The 18,162-nt window shown below is 42.6% G+C and carries 14 protein-coding genes; 5 read left to right on the plus strand and 9 right to left on the minus strand.

Translation table 11 applies throughout. The annotated features are described in order from the left end of the window. Positions 1–24: 24 nt before the first annotated feature. Positions 25–1,110 carry an ATP-binding protein gene (locus ACOFKR_RS13695; protein ID WP_419801367.1) on the minus strand — a complete coding sequence of 362 codons (1,086 nt, stop codon included), beginning with the start codon at positions 1,108–1,110 and terminating at the stop codon, positions 25–27. 235 nt (positions 1,111–1,345) lie between these two features. On the opposite strand from ACOFKR_RS13695, the gene ACOFKR_RS13700 reads away from it, so the two are divergent. Further along, a complete protein-coding gene (locus ACOFKR_RS13700) occupies positions 1,346–1,684 on the plus strand; it encodes a hypothetical protein (RefSeq protein WP_419801368.1) in 339 nt (112 codons plus the stop codon). 118 nt (positions 1,685–1,802) lie between these two features. Further along, positions 1,803–1,967 carry a hypothetical protein gene (locus ACOFKR_RS13705; protein ID WP_419801369.1) on the plus strand — a complete coding sequence of 55 codons (165 nt, stop codon included), beginning with the start codon at positions 1,803–1,805 and terminating at the stop codon, positions 1,965–1,967. Positions 1,968–2,261: 294 nt separating this feature from the next. Here the strand turns inward: ACOFKR_RS13705 and ACOFKR_RS13710 are convergent, their stop codons facing one another. The 3 genes from ACOFKR_RS13710 to ACOFKR_RS13720 all read right to left on the minus strand — a co-directional run bounded on the left by ACOFKR_RS13710 (position 2,262) and on the right by ACOFKR_RS13720 (position 5,966). Further along, a complete protein-coding gene (locus tag ACOFKR_RS13710; protein ID WP_419801370.1) occupies positions 2,262–3,419 on the minus strand; it encodes a zinc-dependent alcohol dehydrogenase in 1,158 nt (385 codons plus the stop codon). Positions 3,420–3,517: 98 nt separating this feature from the next. Beyond that, a complete protein-coding gene (locus ACOFKR_RS13715) occupies positions 3,518–4,855 on the minus strand; it encodes a D-alanyl-D-alanine carboxypeptidase/D-alanyl-D-alanine-endopeptidase (protein WP_419801371.1) in 1,338 nt (445 codons plus the stop codon). A gap of 13 nt (positions 4,856–4,868) precedes the next feature. Next, the gene (locus ACOFKR_RS13720) at positions 4,869–5,966 is read right to left on the minus strand and encodes a mandelate racemase/muconate lactonizing enzyme family protein (RefSeq protein ID WP_419801372.1); all 1,098 of its coding nucleotides are present in this window, start codon (positions 5,964–5,966) and stop codon (positions 4,869–4,871) included. Between the two features lie 125 nt (positions 5,967–6,091). On the opposite strand from ACOFKR_RS13720, the gene ACOFKR_RS13725 reads away from it, so the two are divergent. Both ACOFKR_RS13725 and ACOFKR_RS13730 read left to right on the plus strand, forming a co-directional pair. Next, positions 6,092–8,473 (plus strand): TonB-dependent receptor, encoded by a 2,382-nt coding sequence (locus ACOFKR_RS13725; RefSeq protein WP_419801373.1) that lies wholly within the window; start codon positions 6,092–6,094, stop codon positions 8,471–8,473. Between the two features lie 3 nt (positions 8,474–8,476). Continuing rightward, positions 8,477–9,274 carry a DUF4249 domain-containing protein gene (locus ACOFKR_RS13730; protein ID WP_419801374.1) on the plus strand — a complete coding sequence of 266 codons (798 nt, stop codon included), beginning with the start codon at positions 8,477–8,479 and terminating at the stop codon, positions 9,272–9,274. Positions 9,275–9,448: 174 nt separating this feature from the next. Here the strand turns inward: ACOFKR_RS13730 and ACOFKR_RS13735 are convergent, their stop codons facing one another. The 3 genes from ACOFKR_RS13735 to recJ are packed head-to-tail and all read right to left on the minus strand — an operon-like array spanning position 9,449 to position 13,440. Then, the gene (locus tag ACOFKR_RS13735) at positions 9,449–10,972 is read right to left on the minus strand and encodes a GH3 auxin-responsive promoter family protein (protein ID WP_419801375.1); all 1,524 of its coding nucleotides are present in this window, start codon (positions 10,970–10,972) and stop codon (positions 9,449–9,451) included. Between the two features lie 5 nt (positions 10,973–10,977). Next, entirely contained in the window at positions 10,978–11,715 is a 738-nt protein-coding gene (gene lptB / locus ACOFKR_RS13740) for an LPS export ABC transporter ATP-binding protein (RefSeq protein WP_419801376.1), read from the minus strand. 9 nt (positions 11,716–11,724) lie between these two features. Continuing rightward, positions 11,725–13,440, minus strand: coding sequence for a single-stranded-DNA-specific exonuclease RecJ (gene recJ, locus ACOFKR_RS13745; protein ID WP_419801377.1), 1,716 nt, complete (start codon positions 13,438–13,440; stop codon positions 11,725–11,727). Between the two features lie 76 nt (positions 13,441–13,516). Between recJ and ACOFKR_RS13750 the strand changes: the two genes are divergently transcribed. Next, on the plus strand, positions 13,517–14,290 hold the full coding sequence (locus ACOFKR_RS13750; protein WP_419801378.1) for an MBL fold metallo-hydrolase: 774 nt from the start codon (positions 13,517–13,519) through the stop codon (positions 14,288–14,290). Between the two features lie 296 nt (positions 14,291–14,586). On the opposite strand, the gene ACOFKR_RS13755 is transcribed toward ACOFKR_RS13750, so the two are convergent. Then, positions 14,587–15,012, minus strand: coding sequence for a response regulator (locus ACOFKR_RS13755; RefSeq protein ID WP_419801379.1), 426 nt, complete (start codon positions 15,010–15,012; stop codon positions 14,587–14,589). A 227-nt stretch (positions 15,013–15,239) separates the two neighbouring features. Continuing rightward, positions 15,240–18,131: an aminomethyl-transferring glycine dehydrogenase gene (gene gcvP, locus ACOFKR_RS13760; protein WP_419801380.1), complete on the minus strand. Its 2,892-nt coding sequence runs from the start codon at positions 18,129–18,131 to the stop codon at positions 15,240–15,242. Between the last annotated feature and the right edge of the window lie 31 nt (positions 18,132–18,162).

An 18,162-nucleotide genomic window follows, 5' to 3' on the forward strand; every position in this document is an offset into this window, starting at 1 on the left:
CAGGGTTTTTAGTTTTAAAACTAATTACCCTTTTTTTATTTCGATATAAAATTTACTGCCGTTATTTTCTTCGCTTTCAAACCAGATTTTGCCTTCGTGCCAATCAATAATGGTTTTAATGATCGACATGCCCAAACCTACCGATGGTTCGCCTTTTAAACCGGTTCTGCAGGCGTTGTTAAATTTATCAAACAAACCTGCATGAAATTTTTGCGGAATACCGATGCCTGTATCTGCAATTGTAATCCGCACGGTTGTTTCCTGTTCTTCTAAACCAATTGTAATTTTTCCATCATCAGGTGTAAATTTTACAGCATTGGAAATTAAATTGCTGATTGCCTGCAAAAACTTGGCTTCATCTATCTCAGCAAAAACCGGTTCGTTACTAATCTGTAAATCAAACTTTAAACTCATCTGTTTTTCAGATTCCAGATATTCACCAACCAACGATTTCAAGGCATTAACCAGATTAACCCGTTTTTTTACTAAAGCCGCTCCCGCAGATTCTATAAATTCTTGCTTTACAAATTCCTGAATCAGGTTGATGCTTTTTTTACTGATTTTCTCAATCAGATCAAGCCATTTTTTTATATCTTCATCTTCCAGCAATTTTGTTTTTCGGGAGATCAAGGCCGACAAATTTTGGATAGAACCCAACGGCCCGGCCAAATCATGAGAAAGTATATTTAAAACAGAATTTTTTTTGTTAGAATACTCGTTCAGTTTGTTTATATGATCTTTTTCGGCCGTAATATCCTCCAGATAACCCGTTAAAATATGTTTTGTATCCTGCCCGTCTGCCTGAACATCATACAACAAACTTGATTTTAAATAGCATTCTTTACCTTGCGGCAACTGCATCCTAAACTCAATGTTGTTTTTAAACGAACCGGGTTTTAAGCTGCTGTAACTATCTTTTAAATAATCCAAATCTTCCGGATGGATCATTTTTAACAATATTCTGGCAGAAACCTGTTCAAATTTAATGTTGAAAAAAGCTTCGAACGCAGCATTTGCATAGATAAACTGTTTGGTGCTTACATCAAAAGCAAAACAAAGTCGTGGGTCATGCGCTGTAAAGGTTAATAATAACGATGATGGGTTGACCATAAATTATCAGGCAAAAAAAGCACATAATAAACCTGGAAATTTAGGTTGATTATCTTTTTGATTAATAAAGTAGATGAAGGCCAAAATTAAACACTGCTAAAAACTACCCGTTAAGTATTAATACTGAACTTTTGGATAGATAAATACGTGTTTATGCAAGAAACTTAGCTGCACAATTTAATATTTAAACTTTATGTTTTTAAGCGCGTTTTTAAAAGCGATAAATGAATAAATTATGCAACCTATTTTCATCACCGTAGGCGCAACGCACCCTTTAATGATTATCCCGGATGCCCAGGCGCACTTAGACGGCCACCCGGTTTTAACCTACACTTACAGCATTTATGGCTATAAACAGCCAATCAATCAGCAACAGATTGACAGTAAAGCAACTGAACTTTTGCTGGAAAAGAAAAAAGATCCTGATTATTTAGGGATGATAACTTTTGAGTTACCCGGCAAACTTTTTAATTATGAAGCCGCAGAAGGACAGGGATTAACCTCGGAAGAAGTTGAGGAAGCGATTGAACAAATAACACAATACCGGGAAACGCCCGGCATGTGGCAAATTTAGCCTGGTAAAAGAAGCATTGTTTATTGGCAATGCTTCTTTTATCGACTAAAAATTGGTGCGTGCATTCTTAAATACAGGCAATTTAGCCAACTGGATAATAACGATTCGCAGCAAATAAATGATCAATCCGATTACAGCAATAATAATCAGCCCGAAAATTAAACCAGCTTTAAAAGCACCTTCAACCAAGCCGCAGCCAGAAAGTGCAAAACTTAAAAATGCGCAAATTATAGGTAGAATTGATTTTTTCATATTTGTTGTTTTTGAAATAAAGGTAAATTAATTTTTTATTTGAATGTTTGGCTGGATGCTGTTTTTATCGGTATAAATATTGGATTTTATATTTTCATCCTCACTCCCCGCTTTTTTTTAAAAAATAGTTTGGGCGTGCCCCTTCGGGTCGGGCTTTCCGTTGCAAGTCCGCGCTGCGCTTGCGGGCTTTCCACTGCAATCCCTCACGCAGAGCTACACTACCGGCACACCAATCACACTAACAAACATGCTTCTTTTACCACATAAAAAACCCCCTGTACTTTATTTAAAGCACAGAGGATTTTTCATTATAAATAAATTAAAATCAAGGAGTTAACACCACTTTTACACAATCATCTTCTTTATTTTTAAAAATATCATAACCATGAGCCACTTCGCTTAGCGGCAAACGGTGCGAAATAATATCATCCAAAACCACTTTTTCGGTAGTTACCAGTTCTATTAAATGATCGATATAGTTTAAAACCGGTGCCTGGCCTTGTTTAATGGTGATACCTTTATCAAACATGCGGTGAACCGGGAAATTATCAAACGGCGTACCGTAAACGCCCACAACTGTTACCGTACCAGAACGGCGCACGGCCCGGAAACACATATCCAGCACTTTCATGGTTCCTTTTTCAAAGTTAACGGTGGCTTTTACTTTATCCAGAAATGAACGTTCGGCTTCAAAACCTACCGCATCCACGCAAACATCGGCACCGCGGCCGCCCGTCATCTCACGGATGGCTTCCACCACATCCACATCGTGCGGGTTTAAGGTTTCTACCTTATTCACGTCTTTTGCTCTTTTCAGGCGGTAATTTTCAGGATCGATGGCAATCACCCGTCCTGCACCATTGATCCAGGCAGCTTTTTGAGCCATCAAACCAACCGGGCCAGAACCAAATATGGCAACCGTTTCGCCAGCTTTTAACTGTGCCCAATCTATTGCAGACCAGCCAGTTGGAAAAATGTCCGTTAAAAACAGCACCTGTTCGTCTGTCATGTTATCTGGTACTTTACGCGGACTGACATCGGCATAAGGCACACGCACGTATTCTGCCTGTCCGCCGGAATAACCGCCATATAAATCCGTGTAACCAAACAAAGCGGCACCTTTTTGATCCAGCAAATCGCCATCCGGGCCGTAATGCTCGTAGTTAGAATTTTCGCAATGCGGCGTGGCTCCGTGCTGACAAAAAAAGCAATGGCCACAGGCAATCGGGAAAGGGACTACCACCCGGTCGCCTTTTTTCAGGTTTTTTACGGATGGGCCAACTTCTTCCACAATTCCCATAAACTCGTGGCCCACAATCATATCTTTGGTTTGAGGGATTCCACCGTCAAAAATATGCAAATCCGAACCGCAGATTGCCGTGGATGTAACCCTTAAAATCACATCGCCCGCGTCTTCAATTTTCGGGTCCGGAACGGTATCATAACTAATATCACCTGGTTTGTGAAAAACTGCTGCTTTCATAAAAAAATTATTTTTGGTTTTATTTAGAAAGTAACAGTTGCCTTAAAACAATAGTTTTAGTACTTAAAAATATTACTTTGTAAGTAACGGAAACCGGCTTAAAACCGATTATGGATTTCGGTAATGATACGCGCTATTTCGGCACGGATTGCAGCCGTAGGCTGGATGAAATTATTGTTCATGTAGGAGAAAATCAGCTTTTTACCTTTCCGCGTAACTAAGTAGCCGCTTTGGTTGTAAACATTGCTTAATGAACCGGTTTTGCCCCAAACAAACGGAACGCCGTTGTCCGTTTTATAAGTGTTGCGCAATGTGCCGGAAACGCCGCCTGAGGGCAATAAACTATGTAGTTTTGGGTCGTTGTTGATTTTTAGCCTGATTTTTTGCAGCAGCGCAACCAGCGTTTGCGGCGTAAACAAATCTTGGCGCGATAAACCCGAACCGTCTGACCATTGCGGTTCATCAGGCAAATCATTTAAAAAGTGTTTTTTGCTGAAATTGATTGCAGCTTGTGTACTTAAATTTCCGCTAAGTTTGGATGAACAAACCAATAACAACTGCTCGGCAATAAAATTATCACTTGGCAAAAGCATGTACTTGTAAACAGAATCCGAAGCAATACTATATAAAGTTTTGGCATTTTTTGGCATATCCAACTTTACCAGTCCAACCGGTTTTTTCAAACTATCCTGCAACAAAGAAATGGTTAGTTCCGGGCTTGTTTTCCATGGGATTTCCTGCTTAAACTTAGATGGGATTTTACCAGTCGGATACATAAACCAGTTTTCAAACAATGCTCTTTTTACCATATAATTTTTAGGCTTAAAAGAAGTATCCGGTTGTAACTTGGATTGAAAGTAAGCCGGTTTAACTTGTAAGTTTCCTTGTGCATCAGCCTGAAACTTTGCCACATTATCTTCAATTGGCATTGCGTTTATTTCTGCCTGATAATAATCATTGTAATCACCGTAAGGCCAGCCTTCACCATAAAAATTTCCCTGATAATTATTGTCTGCAAAAAACAGCTTCTTAGGGCTTTCCTTCAGCAGATCATAAACTTTGGTTGATTTTAAAGCAGAATGCAAAAGAGAAGGATCGCCTGTTCCCCAAAAAATCAACGAATCATTTCGCTCCAGGTAACGCAAACCGGGAATAGAATCGCCCAGCATTTGCAATGCCGTATAAAAAGTAAAAAGTTTGGTATTGGATGCCGGTGTAAAATATTTGCTTTCATTTTGTGCAAAGATCATTTTCCTTTTATCCTGATCATACAAAGCAAAACCTGTAAAATGATTTTGGTTAATGGCGGAATTATTGAAAATTTTACTGATTTTGTGTTGTGTAATCTGATGGCTGCAACCGGTGATACTTGCAAAAATTATAGCATAAAAACAGTATGCAAGTTTGGATTGGGTTTTTAGATTTTTTATCGGCATTACATATACAATTTTATATAATTATACTTTCCAATTTATCCAAATAATCCTGGTCAACATCAGCCCCGATCCCCGGCGTATCATCCAGCAGTATTTCCATGATATTGTACTTGCAGCCACCAATTACCGGATCAGCCAAATGCCCTAATAAACACGTATCTAAATCAAAAAAACAGATATTTTTAAAAGCCATGGCAAAATGAACATTGGCCGTTAAAGCCAAACGGCTTTCCAACATTCCGCCTTGCATACAGCGTATGTTATTTTGTTCGGCAATCTGGTTTATTTTAATGGCTTCGTGGATGCCGCCGCTTTTGGCAAGCTTGATATTGATGTATCTGGCCGCTTTATTCCGGATGATCCGTTCGGCATCATGGTGCGTGTAAACACTTTCATCGGCCATTATGGCAATTGGCGAAAGCTGGCAAAGTTCGGGCAGCCGTTCATCATTGTAAGTGCGCATGGGCTGCTCGCAAAACTCAATATCATATTGCGCCAAATTTTGCAGGGTAAAAACAGCATCGTCAAAACCCCAGCCCTGGTTGGCATCCAATTGCAACTTAATTTCCGGACCGATGGTTTGGCGGATTTGCCTGATGCGCTCCAAATCTTCCTGCGGCTTTTTGCCTAATTTAACTTTGATCTTTTGATAACCCTGCATTTTAAATTTCAAAGCCGAAGCCGCCATCGCTTCCGGTGCGGCAATGCCAATGGTGATGTCGGTTTCGATCTTTCTTTTTTCCCCACCCAGAAATTGGTACAAGGGCTGATTTACATTTTTGGCCGCCAGATCATACAAAAGCATATCGAATGCACTTTTTACCGTATAATTTTTGGCCGTGTATAGATGCAGTTCGGCCATTCGGGCTTCAATGTCCAGCGCATCTTTACCTTTCCACAAAGCGGCAAAATCTTTGGCCATTTCGTAGCAGGTGGCCTGGGTTTCGCCTACAATCATCGGGAAGGCCGAACATTCGCCCACGCCGGTTAAACCTGCATCGGTATGCGCCCGCACAAACAGGTTTTGTGCATACTCCATCGTGCCGGTTGCAATGGTAAAAGGCTCTATCGGGATAGAATATTTGTAAATTTCGAAGGAAACGAACCTCATATCTGTATAAAATAATTTCGGCAGATAATATCAGCAAAATATTGTTGTTATCATCACACTCCATAAAATCAACCCAAATTATACAGCCTGATTTGGTTGCAGGAAGGCTATCTTTGATTTGATACATGAAATTATACCATTACTTTTTTCCATATCCATCAATCTGTTTTAAACATAGCCGTTTTTTATGTTTTATTTTAGTTTTGGTTTTCGCTTTCACCAACCCTGATGCTGTTTTTGCACAGGTAAAATTGACGGTTAGCGGCGTGGTGAAAGATGCCACAACCGGCGAAACATTAATTGGTGCCAGCATCCGGTTTCTGGAGATTAATGGCAGCGGCACCAGCAGCAACAGTTATGGTTTTTATTCTTTATCGGCATCGGCAGGTGTTTACCAACTGCAAATCAGCTATACAGGCTACACTACGCAGGTTAAAAATGTTGATCTGCGGAAAAATTTAAGGCTGAACATTGCTTTGAGTCCGGGCTCTACTTTAAATGAAGTGGTGATTAGCGGCAGGCAGAACAAAAACGAGCAGGTTACCAACCCGCAGATGGGTTTGCAGGCCATCAGCATCACCGAAATTAAAAACGTGCCGGTACTTTTGGGCGAAAAGGATGTGTTGAAAACCCTGCAACTGCTGCCCGGGATCAAATCTGCCGGGGAAGGAAACAGTGGTTTTTATGTCCGCGGCGGCTCATCAGACCAAAACCTGATTTTGCTGGACGAAGCCACTGTTTACAACGCCTCGCACTTGCTGGGCTTTTTTTCCACCTTTAATTCTGATGCAATAAAAGACGTAAACGTGTACAAAGGCAACATGCCCGCGCAATATGGAGGAAGGCTGGCTTCTGTAGTTGATATAAAAATGAACGACGGCAACCAGAAAGAATATACGGCGGAAGGCGGCATCGGTTTGATTGCCTCGCGGTTAAAAGTGGAAGGGCCGATTGTGAAAGACCGCGGTTCGTTTATGATCAGCGGGCGGCGCACTTATGCCGATTTATTTTTGAAAGCATCCAGCGACAGCACTTTAAAACAAAGCTCGCTGTATTTTTATGACCTTAACCTGAAAGCAAATTATCGTTTAAATGATAAAAACACCATTTATTTATCCGGATACACCGGCAAAGATGTACTTGGTTTAGGCAGCACTTTCAACCTGAACTGGGGCAATCAAACCGGCACGCTCCGTTTAAACCATCTTTTTAGTGATAAGCTGTTTTCCAACACCACGCTGATCTACAGCAATTACAATTATACCATCCAAAACTCCACCGATAACCAGGATTTTAAGGTAACATCCAAAATTCAGGACGAGGAACTGAAAGAAGATTTCCAGTACTATGCCAACGACAAGCATTTGCTGCGCTTTGGTTTGGATGCCGTTTATCACACCATTGCGCCCGGAGAAATTACCACTTCGGCCACTTCCAGCTTCAATACCAAAACCATCGAAAACCGGTTTGGTGCCGAAATTTCTGCTTATATTTCTGATGAATGGCGGGCCAATGATCGTTTGAACCTGGTTTATGGCCTGCGTTTAAACACATTTTCGCTGCTTGGCCCGGGCACGTTCAATACTTACAACGCGGATGCTTCGATCAAAACTTCCGACACGTACAGTTCGGGCAAAATCGTAAAAACTTATATCAATCCGGAACCGCGCATTTCGGCCAGTTACCGGCTGGATTCTGTCAGTTCCATTAAAGCCAGCTACGCGCGCAACACGCAAAATCTGCATTTGCTGTCCAATTCTACCTCAACTTTGCCAACAGATTTATGGGTGATGAGCAGCAACAACATCAAAACTGAAATTGCCGATCAGGAAGCACTGGGTTATTACCGGAATTTTAAAGACGGCGTTTACGAGTTTTCTTCGGAAGTATATTACAAGGCCATGCAAAACCAGATTGATTATAAAAATGCGGCCCAACTGCGCGCCAATGATGATGTAGAATCGCAGTTGCTGTATGGCGTTGGCCGGGCTTATGGCATTGAGTTTTTCCTGAAAAAGAAAACCGGGATTTTTACCGGCTGGCTGGGCTACACCTTATCGCGCACGGAAAGGAAGTTTGACGGCATCAACAACGATACTTATTTCCCTTCCAAACAAGACCGCACGCACGATATTTCGGCTGTTGGGATTTATAAACTCAACAAACGCTGGACTTTTTCCGGAACGTTTGTGTACAGCACCGGCAACGCCATCACCTTCCCAAGCGGAAAATATACCTTAAACGGTGAAACTACTTTTTATTATTCGGAACGGAACGGCTACCGGATGCCCGCTTATCACCGTTTGGATTTGGGCGCTACGCTGGAAGGGAAACCTCATCCTAAATACCATTCGAGCTGGACTTTTGGTTTTTACAATGCCTACGATCATCATAATGCTTACGTGATCGAGTTTAAAGATGACCCGAAAAACCCCGGCCGAACCGAAGCAGAACAAACAGCACTGTTTGGCATTATCCCATCTGTAACCTGGAATTTTAAGTTTTAATTTATGAAATTCGATCCGCCCAAAACAACGTTTTTTACGATACTGGTTTCGGCCATGCTTCTTTTATCGTGCAAAAAAGTGATTCAGATTGATTTTAACAACGCCGGCCAGCAGCTGGTGATCGAGGGAAATGTAACCAACGGCAGTAATACGCAAACGGTCAAAATTTCAAAATCGGTTGCCATTACCGATGCCAGTAATTTCCCGGCCGTAAGCGGTGCCACAGTTACAATCTCCAGCAACGGCAATATTTACCCGCTAAAAGAAGCATCGCCCGGCAATTATATCACTACGGGTTTAAGAGGGCAGGCCAACAGGACTTATCAGCTTAACATTAATTACAACGGGCAGGTTTATACAGCAACTTCTACCATGCCCATTCCGGTAAAACTGGATTCTTTGGGCATAGAAACCACTTCTTTTGTTGGGAAAGAGTTTAAATCAGTTACAGTTACTTATACCGATCCGGTGGCAGAAACCAATTATTACCGGTTTTTGTTAACGGTAAACAACACACCCTCAACCAATTATTTCATTTATACCGATCAATTGACCAACGGCCGCAACGTAAACCGCAATTTACTTGACAACGATCTGAACCTGGAAAAAGGCGATATTGTGGTGATTGAAATGCAATGCATCGACTGGAATATTTACCAATACTGGAACGGGCTAAGCCAGAACCAAAACCGCGGTGGTGCATCTACCACGCCGGCCAATCCGGTTTCCAACATCAGCAATAGCGCGCTGGGTTATTTTAGTGCGCATACCATTCAAAAAGTGCAGCTTACCGTAAACTGACCGGTAAAAACAGCATGGTTATTTTTGTTTTGGTTTGAATAAATTACTGTTTAAAACCCATCCTTAAAAATAGGTGGTAAAAGAAGCATCTGTTTAAATGATGCTTCTTTTATCCATATAAAAACTGGTAAAAGGGTTTGCGGCAGCGATCAGCAAATCCTGTGTTTTAGTAATTTACACCATTACTCCGTTCATCAGTTTTAAAATAGAATCCACATACTCGCGGTTATTGGCCAGGCGCGGCACTTTGTGCTGGCCGCCTAATTTGCCTTTCAGTTTCATCCAGTTGTAAAAAGTTCCTTCCGGGGCAAAGTGGACCAGCGGCGGCTTTAAAGCCATGTCTTTAAAACGCTTGGCATCATAATCAGAGTTGATTTTACGCAGCGTTTCATCCAAGATCAGCTTAAAACTTTCTTTGTTGCTGGGTTGCTGTTCAAATTCGATGATCCACTCGTGGCCGCCGGAATTGTTTCCTTCAAAATAAATCGGTGCAGCAGTATATTCACGGATAATGGCATCGGTTTGCCGGCAAGCTTCTTTTAGCGCACGTTCGCTGTTGTCAACAATCACTTCTTCGCCAAAAGCATTGATGAAATGTTTGGTGCGGCCGGTAATCCTGATCCGAAACGGCGAAAGTGAAGTAAATTGCACCGTATCGCCGATCATATATCGCCATAAACCGGAATTTGTACTGATGATCAAAGCGTAGTTAACACCCGTTTCCACATCATCCAGCAGTTTGGTTTTTGGGTCATTGTCGAACAGGTTTTCCAACGGCAAAAATTCGTAAAAAACACCGTAATCCAGCATCAGCAGCATTTCCTCAGAATCAGATTGGTCCTGGATGCCAAAAAACCCTTCCGATGCATTATAAGTTTCCATATAATACATATCGTCTTTCGGGATCAGTTTTTTAAAATGATCACGGTAAGGCGTAAATGAAACTGCGCCATGCACGTAAAGTTCCAGGTTCGGCCAGATTTCCAGCAGGTTATCTTTGCCGGTAAGCTCTAAAAGGCGTTTGGCCAGCACAATGTTCCACGTAGGCACGCCGCTGATGCCGGTAACGTTGACGTGCTGCGTGATCTGGGCAATTTTTTCGATCTTCTCTTCATAGTTTTCCAAAAGCGTGATGGCCAGTTCCGGCGTTCTGTAAAACTCTGCCCAAAGCGGCAGGTTTTTAAGCAGCACGGCCGAAAGATCGCCATAATATGCATCCGGGTTAAGCTGATTGATTTGATGGCTTCCACCCAAAACCAGCGTTTTGCCGGTAAAAAGTTTGGCTTCCGGGCGATTGTTGCAATACAGCGTAATCATATCTTTGCCACCTTTAAAATGGCATTCTTCCATCGCTTCCTCACTCACAGGGATAAACTTGCTGCGGTCGCTGGTGGTGCCGGAGGATTTGGCAAACCATTTTACTTCAGATGGCCAAAGCACATTTTGCTCACCGGCCATCATTCGTTCAATATATGGTTTTAGTGTATCGTAGGTTTGGATGGGGAAACGCTGGCGGAAATCATCAACGCTGACCATGTTTTTATAGCCATATTTTTTGCCCCATTCGGTATTTTCTGCACTGTCGATCAGGTTTTTGAACCATTCCTGCTGCACTTCATTCGGATATTTGATAAAAAGCTCGATCTGGTGCATCCGCTTTTTCATGATCCAGGTAACCAACGAATTGATAAAAGTCATAAAAATTAAGCGAAAGTTTTTCTTTTCAAAACGAAATTAGAACCGAGATACAATTTGCGCACAACCGGATCATCGGCCAAAACCTCCGGCTCGCCGTAGCGTAAAATCTTGCCTTCAAAAAGCAGGTAAGCCCTGTCTGTGATGGATAAAGTTTCCTGTACGTTATGGTCGGTAATCAAAATCCCGATGTTGCGTGTGCGTAGTTTGGCCACCATATACTGTATTTCTTCCACCGCAATCGGGTCAACACCGGCAAAAGGTTCATCCAGCAAAATAAATTTTGGTTCGGCCGCCAGGGCGCGCGCAATTTCGGTACGGCGGCGTTCTCCTCCGGAAAGCAGATCGCCGCGATTTTTACGCACTTTTTGCAAGCTAAATTCTTCGATCAGTTCTTCCAGTTTGTCTTTTTGTCCGGCCGGGTTCATTTTGCCCATTTCCAGTACGGCACGGATATTATCCTCTACCGAGAGCTTGCGGAAAACCGAAGCTTCCTGCGCCAGGTAACCAATCCCTTTTTGTGCGCGGCGGTACATCGGTGCATCGGTTATATTCTCATCTTCCAGGTAAATATTGCCTTCGTTTGGTTTGATCAAACCCACAATCATGTAAAAAGAAGTGGTTTTTCCGGCACCGTTCGGGCCAAGCAAACCTACAATTTCGCCTTGTTTTACATCAAAAGTCACATCGTTTACAACGGTTCGCTGTTTGTATTTTTTGATGAGGTTTTCTGCTCTTAAAATCATGTTTTTGGTTTAGCTAATTGCAGGTCCCGAAATCCGGATCCCTTTAATGTTCAGTTGAAGTGTGCGTTGTTCGCGCCAAACATTTTCTTCAATGGTATAACAAATATCAAAAGGCATACTGTTTTTAAGGGATAAAATATCTTCGCCTAAACCAAAACCAATGCAGCTGTAAACCGCTGAACCTTCCTGCATCACACACATTTTAAGATGATTTTGGCCTACTAAACTTGCAGAACCGCTAACATACACATTTTTGGTCAGGAAAACCGGGGTCATGTTTTCCGGCCCGAATGGCGAAAACTGCTTTAAAATCCGGTAAAATTTGCCGCTGATCTCGTTCAGGTTAAGTTCCGCATCAATTTTAATGCGCTGCACCATTTGCTCTTCTGTAATCGCCGAAGAAACCACCTGCTCAAAACGCTCGCTGAAAGCCGGTACGTTTTCGGGAAGCATGGTCAAGCCCGCCGCGTATTTATGTCCGCCAAACTGCAGCAGCAAATCACTGCAACTGCACAACGCTTCATACAAATCAAAACCGTGCACCGAACGCGCTGAACCGGCCACATGCCCGTTGCTTTGCGTGAGGACGATTGTTGGCCGGTAATATTTTTCGATCAGCCGTGATGCCACAATTCCAATTACGCCTTTGTGCCAGTGTTTTTGGTAAACTACTGTTGACCGGCGTTTCAGCATTGCCGGGTTTTTGTCGATCATGTTTAAAGCTTCGCCTGTAATGCTCAGGTCATGCTCTTTTCGTTCGGTATTTTTCAGGTTGATGGAAGTGCCGAAATCCGAAGCGGCGTTGCTGCAATCCGAAATCAGCAAATTAACGGCATGTTTGGCATCATCGATACGACCGGCGGCGTTGATGCGCGGACCGATTGAAAAAACCACATCAGAAACTGTATAATGCTCTGCCCGGCCGGAAACATTCATCAAAGCTTTTAAACCGATAGACGGATTGTTGTTCAGTTTTTCCAGGCCAAAAGCAGTAAGCGTGCGGTTTTCGCCATTAATATGCACCAGATCACAGGCAATGCTGACGGCCACCAGATCCAGGTAACAGTTCACTTCTTCCCAGGGGATATTATTTTTTTCGGCATAAGCCTGGATCAGTTTAAAACCGATGCCACAGCCCGAAAGTTCTTTGTAAGGATAACCACAATCGCTTCTTTTCGGATCTAAAACGGCAACTGCTTTTGGCAATTCTTCGCCGGGCAAATGATGGTCGCAAATGATAAAGTCGATGCTTCTTTTATCGGCATAAATTACCTTATCTACGGCTTTGATGCCGCAATCCAACGCAATGATCAAACTAAAACCGTTCTCAGCGGCAAAATCAATCCCAGCTTCAGAAACACCATAACCTTCTGTATATCTGTTTGGTATGTAAAAGGAAACAGGGTTGTAACGTTTTTTAAAAAACTGGTAAACCACAGAAACTGCCGTTGTGCCATCTACATCATAATCACCATAAATCATAATTTTTTCGTTTTGGGCGATGGCTTTTTCAATCCGCAAAACAGCTTTTTCCATGTCCTGCATTAAAAACGGATCATGCAGATGGCCCAAATCAGGCCGGAAAAAATAGCGCGCATCTTCATAAGATCTTATGCCGCGCTGCACTAATAAACGGCTCAAAACTTCATCAATCTGCAACGCTTCCGCCAGATCTGAAACCTGCTGCCGGCTGCCCTCCTGCTCCATTATCCAACGTTTTTGCATATTTTTAAAGTTTTTAAACAGTAAAGATAATTATTGACTTATCATTCTGCCGGTTTTAACAGATTTTAGCATTCTTATGAAAATACATGCGTTGGGCGAAGGTTCTTTTTCGGTTGATCTGAGCAAAAAATTCGTCCCTTTCAATCCGCTTACCGATCATCCGCAGGACCGCAAAGGTTCTATTTTTATCCACGTACAGCCATTTTTACTTAAAACAGAGCAAGATTTAATTTTGATGGATGCCGGTTTGGGTTTTAAAAACCCGAATGGCGAACTGATGCTGCACGACAACATCCGCCAGGCCGGTTTTGAGCCGGAAGAGGTAACTTTAGTGCTGATGTCACACCTGCATAATGACCATACCGGCGGTTTGGTTTTGGAGCGGAACGGCCGCATGGAACCTGCTTTTCCGGATGCAGAACACATTGTTCAGCGTGGCGAATGGGAGTTTGGTTTTTCGGGAAAATCTGCCTCGTACAAAGAACCGATTTTTGAGGTTTTGCAACGATCGGCCCAGATAACTTTGGTGGAAGGCAGCGGAATTTTGAAAGAAGGGATTTCTTACGAATTGACTGGCGCACATTGCCCTTTTCATCAGGTTTTTAAAATTAAAAGTAACGGTCAGATTTATTTTTTTGGCGGCGATGTGCTGCCGGAGCCGGAGCAACTGGTGCGCAGGTTTGCGGCCAAATATGATTTTGACGGACGCAAAGCCATGGAATTACGCGAAGAGTTTGGCAAACAAGCCGCCGCGGAAGATTGGGTCTGCTTGTTTTATCATGCAAAAAACCTGGCTATTGGAAAAGTAAGCAACCAAAATGGCTTTAAAGTAGAAAGTATAAAGGCTTAACGGTTCTTGGAAATCTAGGATTAACGCAATGCTTCTTTTACGGTCTAAATTTTGTTGGTTTTCAGACGTTTTTGATCTGTAATTATTACAAAACCAAATTTACCGGCATAAAAGAAGCATTGGGATTTTCGGCAGAAACTAAACTGGATTCCGGGCTTATTCAAATTTTGCCCAATGCTTTTTATATGCTTCTTTTACCGGCTAAATTTTGGTGGTTTGGATCGGCAGAAATCAAAAAGTAAAATTTATAGGCATAAAAGAAGCATTGTAAAATTGCAGGTAGAAAATAATTAAATTTAGTTATTTTGAAAGTTCATCAATGTGAACACTTCTTTTATCGACTCTATATTGAGCGGTTTTGATATGAAGTTTGCAACAGATTCATAGGTTTTGGCTTTGTCAATATCGTTGCTAAAAACCGAAGAAGACAGAATGTAAATGGTGATTTTTTTTTCCGGGTCGAGGTTTGAGGCTTTATACTCTTCCAAAAACTCCCAGCCGTTCATAATCGGCATGTTAATGTCCAAAAGAATGAAATCCGGTATTTTTTCCGGGCATTCTGCAAAAAGCATCTTTAATTTTTCTATCGCCAGCCTTCCGTTCAAACAAGTGCTGATGGTTGCATCAGGAAATGCCTTTTTTATCAGCTTAACAGTGATGAAATTATTTATCTCATCATCGTCAACCAATAGGATATTAACAGGCCTCGGAACTACACTCATGTGTGTTTGTACGAAGGTTAACGAATGAAAGTTTTGGACATCCATAATAAAATTTCATTTCTGTTGCTACGGTTTTTTATATCTATTTATCAATAAATTGTGTTTTGCAAACAATATTTTAAAGAGCAAGCAATCGGGATTACATCTTACGAAAAGATATATACGTTTAACTTAAACCTACGGATGTTGCGGGCAATATTTATTTGAAATCTTCTTAAAAAGTTTCGTTACTCTGTCAAACTTTCTTCAAAAGCATAACTTTCTAACGGCGGACATGTGCAGATCAGCGTGCGGTCACCATGCGTGTCATTCACTCTTCCTACAGATGGCCAGAATTTGAACGCAGAAATATAAGGCAGCGGGAAAGCCGCTTTTTGGCGTGTATAAGGATGTTCCCATTCATTTGCGGTGATAACTGCTGCTGTGTGCGGTGCATTTTTAAGCGGATTGTCCAGCTTGTCGAATACTCCTTTTTCCACATCTTCAATTTCGTTGCGGATAGCAATCATAGCATCACAAAAACGGTCCAGTTCGTGTTTGGGTTCTGATTCTGTCGGTTCCACCATCACCGTTCCGGCAACCGGGAAGGAAACTGTTGGCGCATGGAAACCATAATCCATCAGGCGTTTGGCAATATCCGTTACTTCAATACCGAAATTTTTGAAAGCACGACAGTCTAAAATCATTTCATGCGCACAATGCCCATTGGCACCGGCATATAAAACCGGATAATGTTTTTGCAAACGTGCTTTGATGTAATTTGCATTGAGGATGGCATAACGGGTTGCATTGGTGAGGCCTTCGCTGCCCATCATGGCGATGTAGGCATGGGAAATCAGCAAAATAGAAGCCGAACCCCAAGGCGCAGCTGAAACCGCCGGAATAGATTTTCCCTGTTCAATATCAACCATGGCATGGCCCGGCAGAAACTGAACCAGATGTTTGGCCACACCGATCGGGCCCATTCCCGGGCCGCCGCCGCCATGCGGAATGCAAAAGGTTTTATGTAGGTTGAGGTGGCAAACATCGGCACCGATATTGGCCGGACTGGTTAAGCCAACCTGCGCGTTCATGTTTGCGCCATCCATGTAAACCTGGCCACCGTGCTGATGGATAATATTGCAGATTTCTATAATTGATTCCTCAAAAACACCGTGCGTAGATGGATAAGTAACCATCAAACAAGAAAGATCTTTGCTGTATTGTTCTGCTTTGGCTTTCAAATCGGCAACATCAATGTTTCCGTTGTCATCGCATTTTACCACGATGATTTTCATACCAGCCATTGCTGCCGAAGCAGGATTGGTGCCATGTGCCGAAGAAGGAATTAAAGCAATGTTACGGTGATGATTACCATTGGCCTGATGATAGGCCCGGATCACCAATAAACCTGCATATTCGCCTTGTGCACCGGCATTTGGCTGCAAACTCATGGCCGCAAAACCGGTAATTTCGCTGAGCCATTGGTTCAGTTCATCAAAAATTTGCATGTAACCGCCAACCTGGTCGGTTGGTGCAAAAGGGTGCATTTTGCTAAATTCTGCCCAGGTAACCGGAACCATTTCTGTTGTTGCATTCAGTTTCATGGTGCAGGAACCAAGCGCAATCATGGAATGGCAAAGCGATAAATCCTTGGCTTCCAGTGATTTGATGTACCGAAGCATTTCGTGTTCCGAATGATGCGAATCGAAAACGGAATGATCTAAAAATTTGGAAGTCCGCTGCAAATCCGCAGGAACCGGCGATTGCAATGCTGTTTTTATCGCCTCAAAATTGACATCCGCCAAAGTTTTGCCTTTTGCTTTCGCGAAAATTTTAACAATGGTTTGGATATCTTCTGCAGAAGTGGTTTCATCCACCGAAATCGAAACCAATGAACCTTTGTAATAAAAATTCATTTCGTTGTTTAAAGCTTCTGCGTGAATGGTGTTCACCAACTGACCGGCATCAAAAGTCAACGTATCAAAATAAGTGTGATTTTGCTGTTCGTAACCCAAAGCTTTCAACGATTCGGACAGTAAAATGGCCAGACCGTGAATCCGTTCGGCTATCAGCGTTAAACCTTTTGCACCATGATAAGCCGCATACATGCCTGCCATAATGGCCAGCAAAGCCTGCGCCGTACAAATATTGGAAGTTGCTTTATCTCTGCGGATGTGCTGCTCGCGGGTTTGCAAAGCCATGCGCAGCGCATAATTGCCTGCATTATCAATGGTTACACCGATAATCCGGCCGGGAATGCTTCTTTTATAGGCATCTTTTGTGGCAAAAAAAGCAGCGTGCGGGCCGCCAAAACCCATCGGCACACCAAAACGTTGTGTAGTACCAACTACCACATCGGCACCCCACTCGCCCGGAGGCGTAAGCAAAACCAAGCTCATCAAATCTGCAACTACGGTTAGTTTGATGTTTTTTTGGTGAAGTGAATCTGCAAAACTGCGGTAATCAAAAACCTCGCCGTTTGATGCCGGATATTGAACAATCGCACCGAAAAAGCTGTCGTCCAGTTCGACAGTTTCGTGGTTGCCGATCACCAGTTCCAGATCCAGCGGCTGCGAACGTGTTTTTAAAATATCAATGGTTTGCGGGAAAACTTCTGCAGAAACAAAAAACTTTTTGGCTTTGGCGTTTTTTCGCAAACTGTATTGCATAAACATCGCTTCGGCCGCGGCCGTACCTTCATCCAGTAAAGATGCGTTGGCAATTTCCATTCCGGTCAAATCAATCACCATCGTTTGGAAATTGAGCAAAGCCTGCAAACGCCCTTGTGCAATTTCGGCCTGGTAAGGCGTGTATTGTGTGTACCAGCCCGGGTTTTCCAAAATATTTCGCTGGATGACGCCCGGAACAATCACATCGTAATAACCTTTTCCGATAAAACTTTTGAAAACTTTATTTTTAGAAGCGGTAATTTTCAGGTCGTTCAAGTAATCAAACTCACTTTTGGCAGCAGGCAGGTTTAAAGGTTTTTTAAGACGGATGGCCGCCGGAACCGTTTGCGCGATCAGCTCATCTACCGAATCAAGGCCAAGCGTTTTAAGCATTTCCCGGGTTTCGGTTTGATTTGGGGCAATATGACGGTGTTGAAATTTTTCCTGATAATCGATATTTAACTTCATGTGGCTGGATGAAATGAAGGCGCAAAAGTAA

Source organism: Mucilaginibacter sp. (genome assembly GCF_965201005.1).
Classification (GTDB): domain Bacteria; phylum Bacteroidota; class Bacteroidia; order Sphingobacteriales; family Sphingobacteriaceae; genus Mucilaginibacter_A.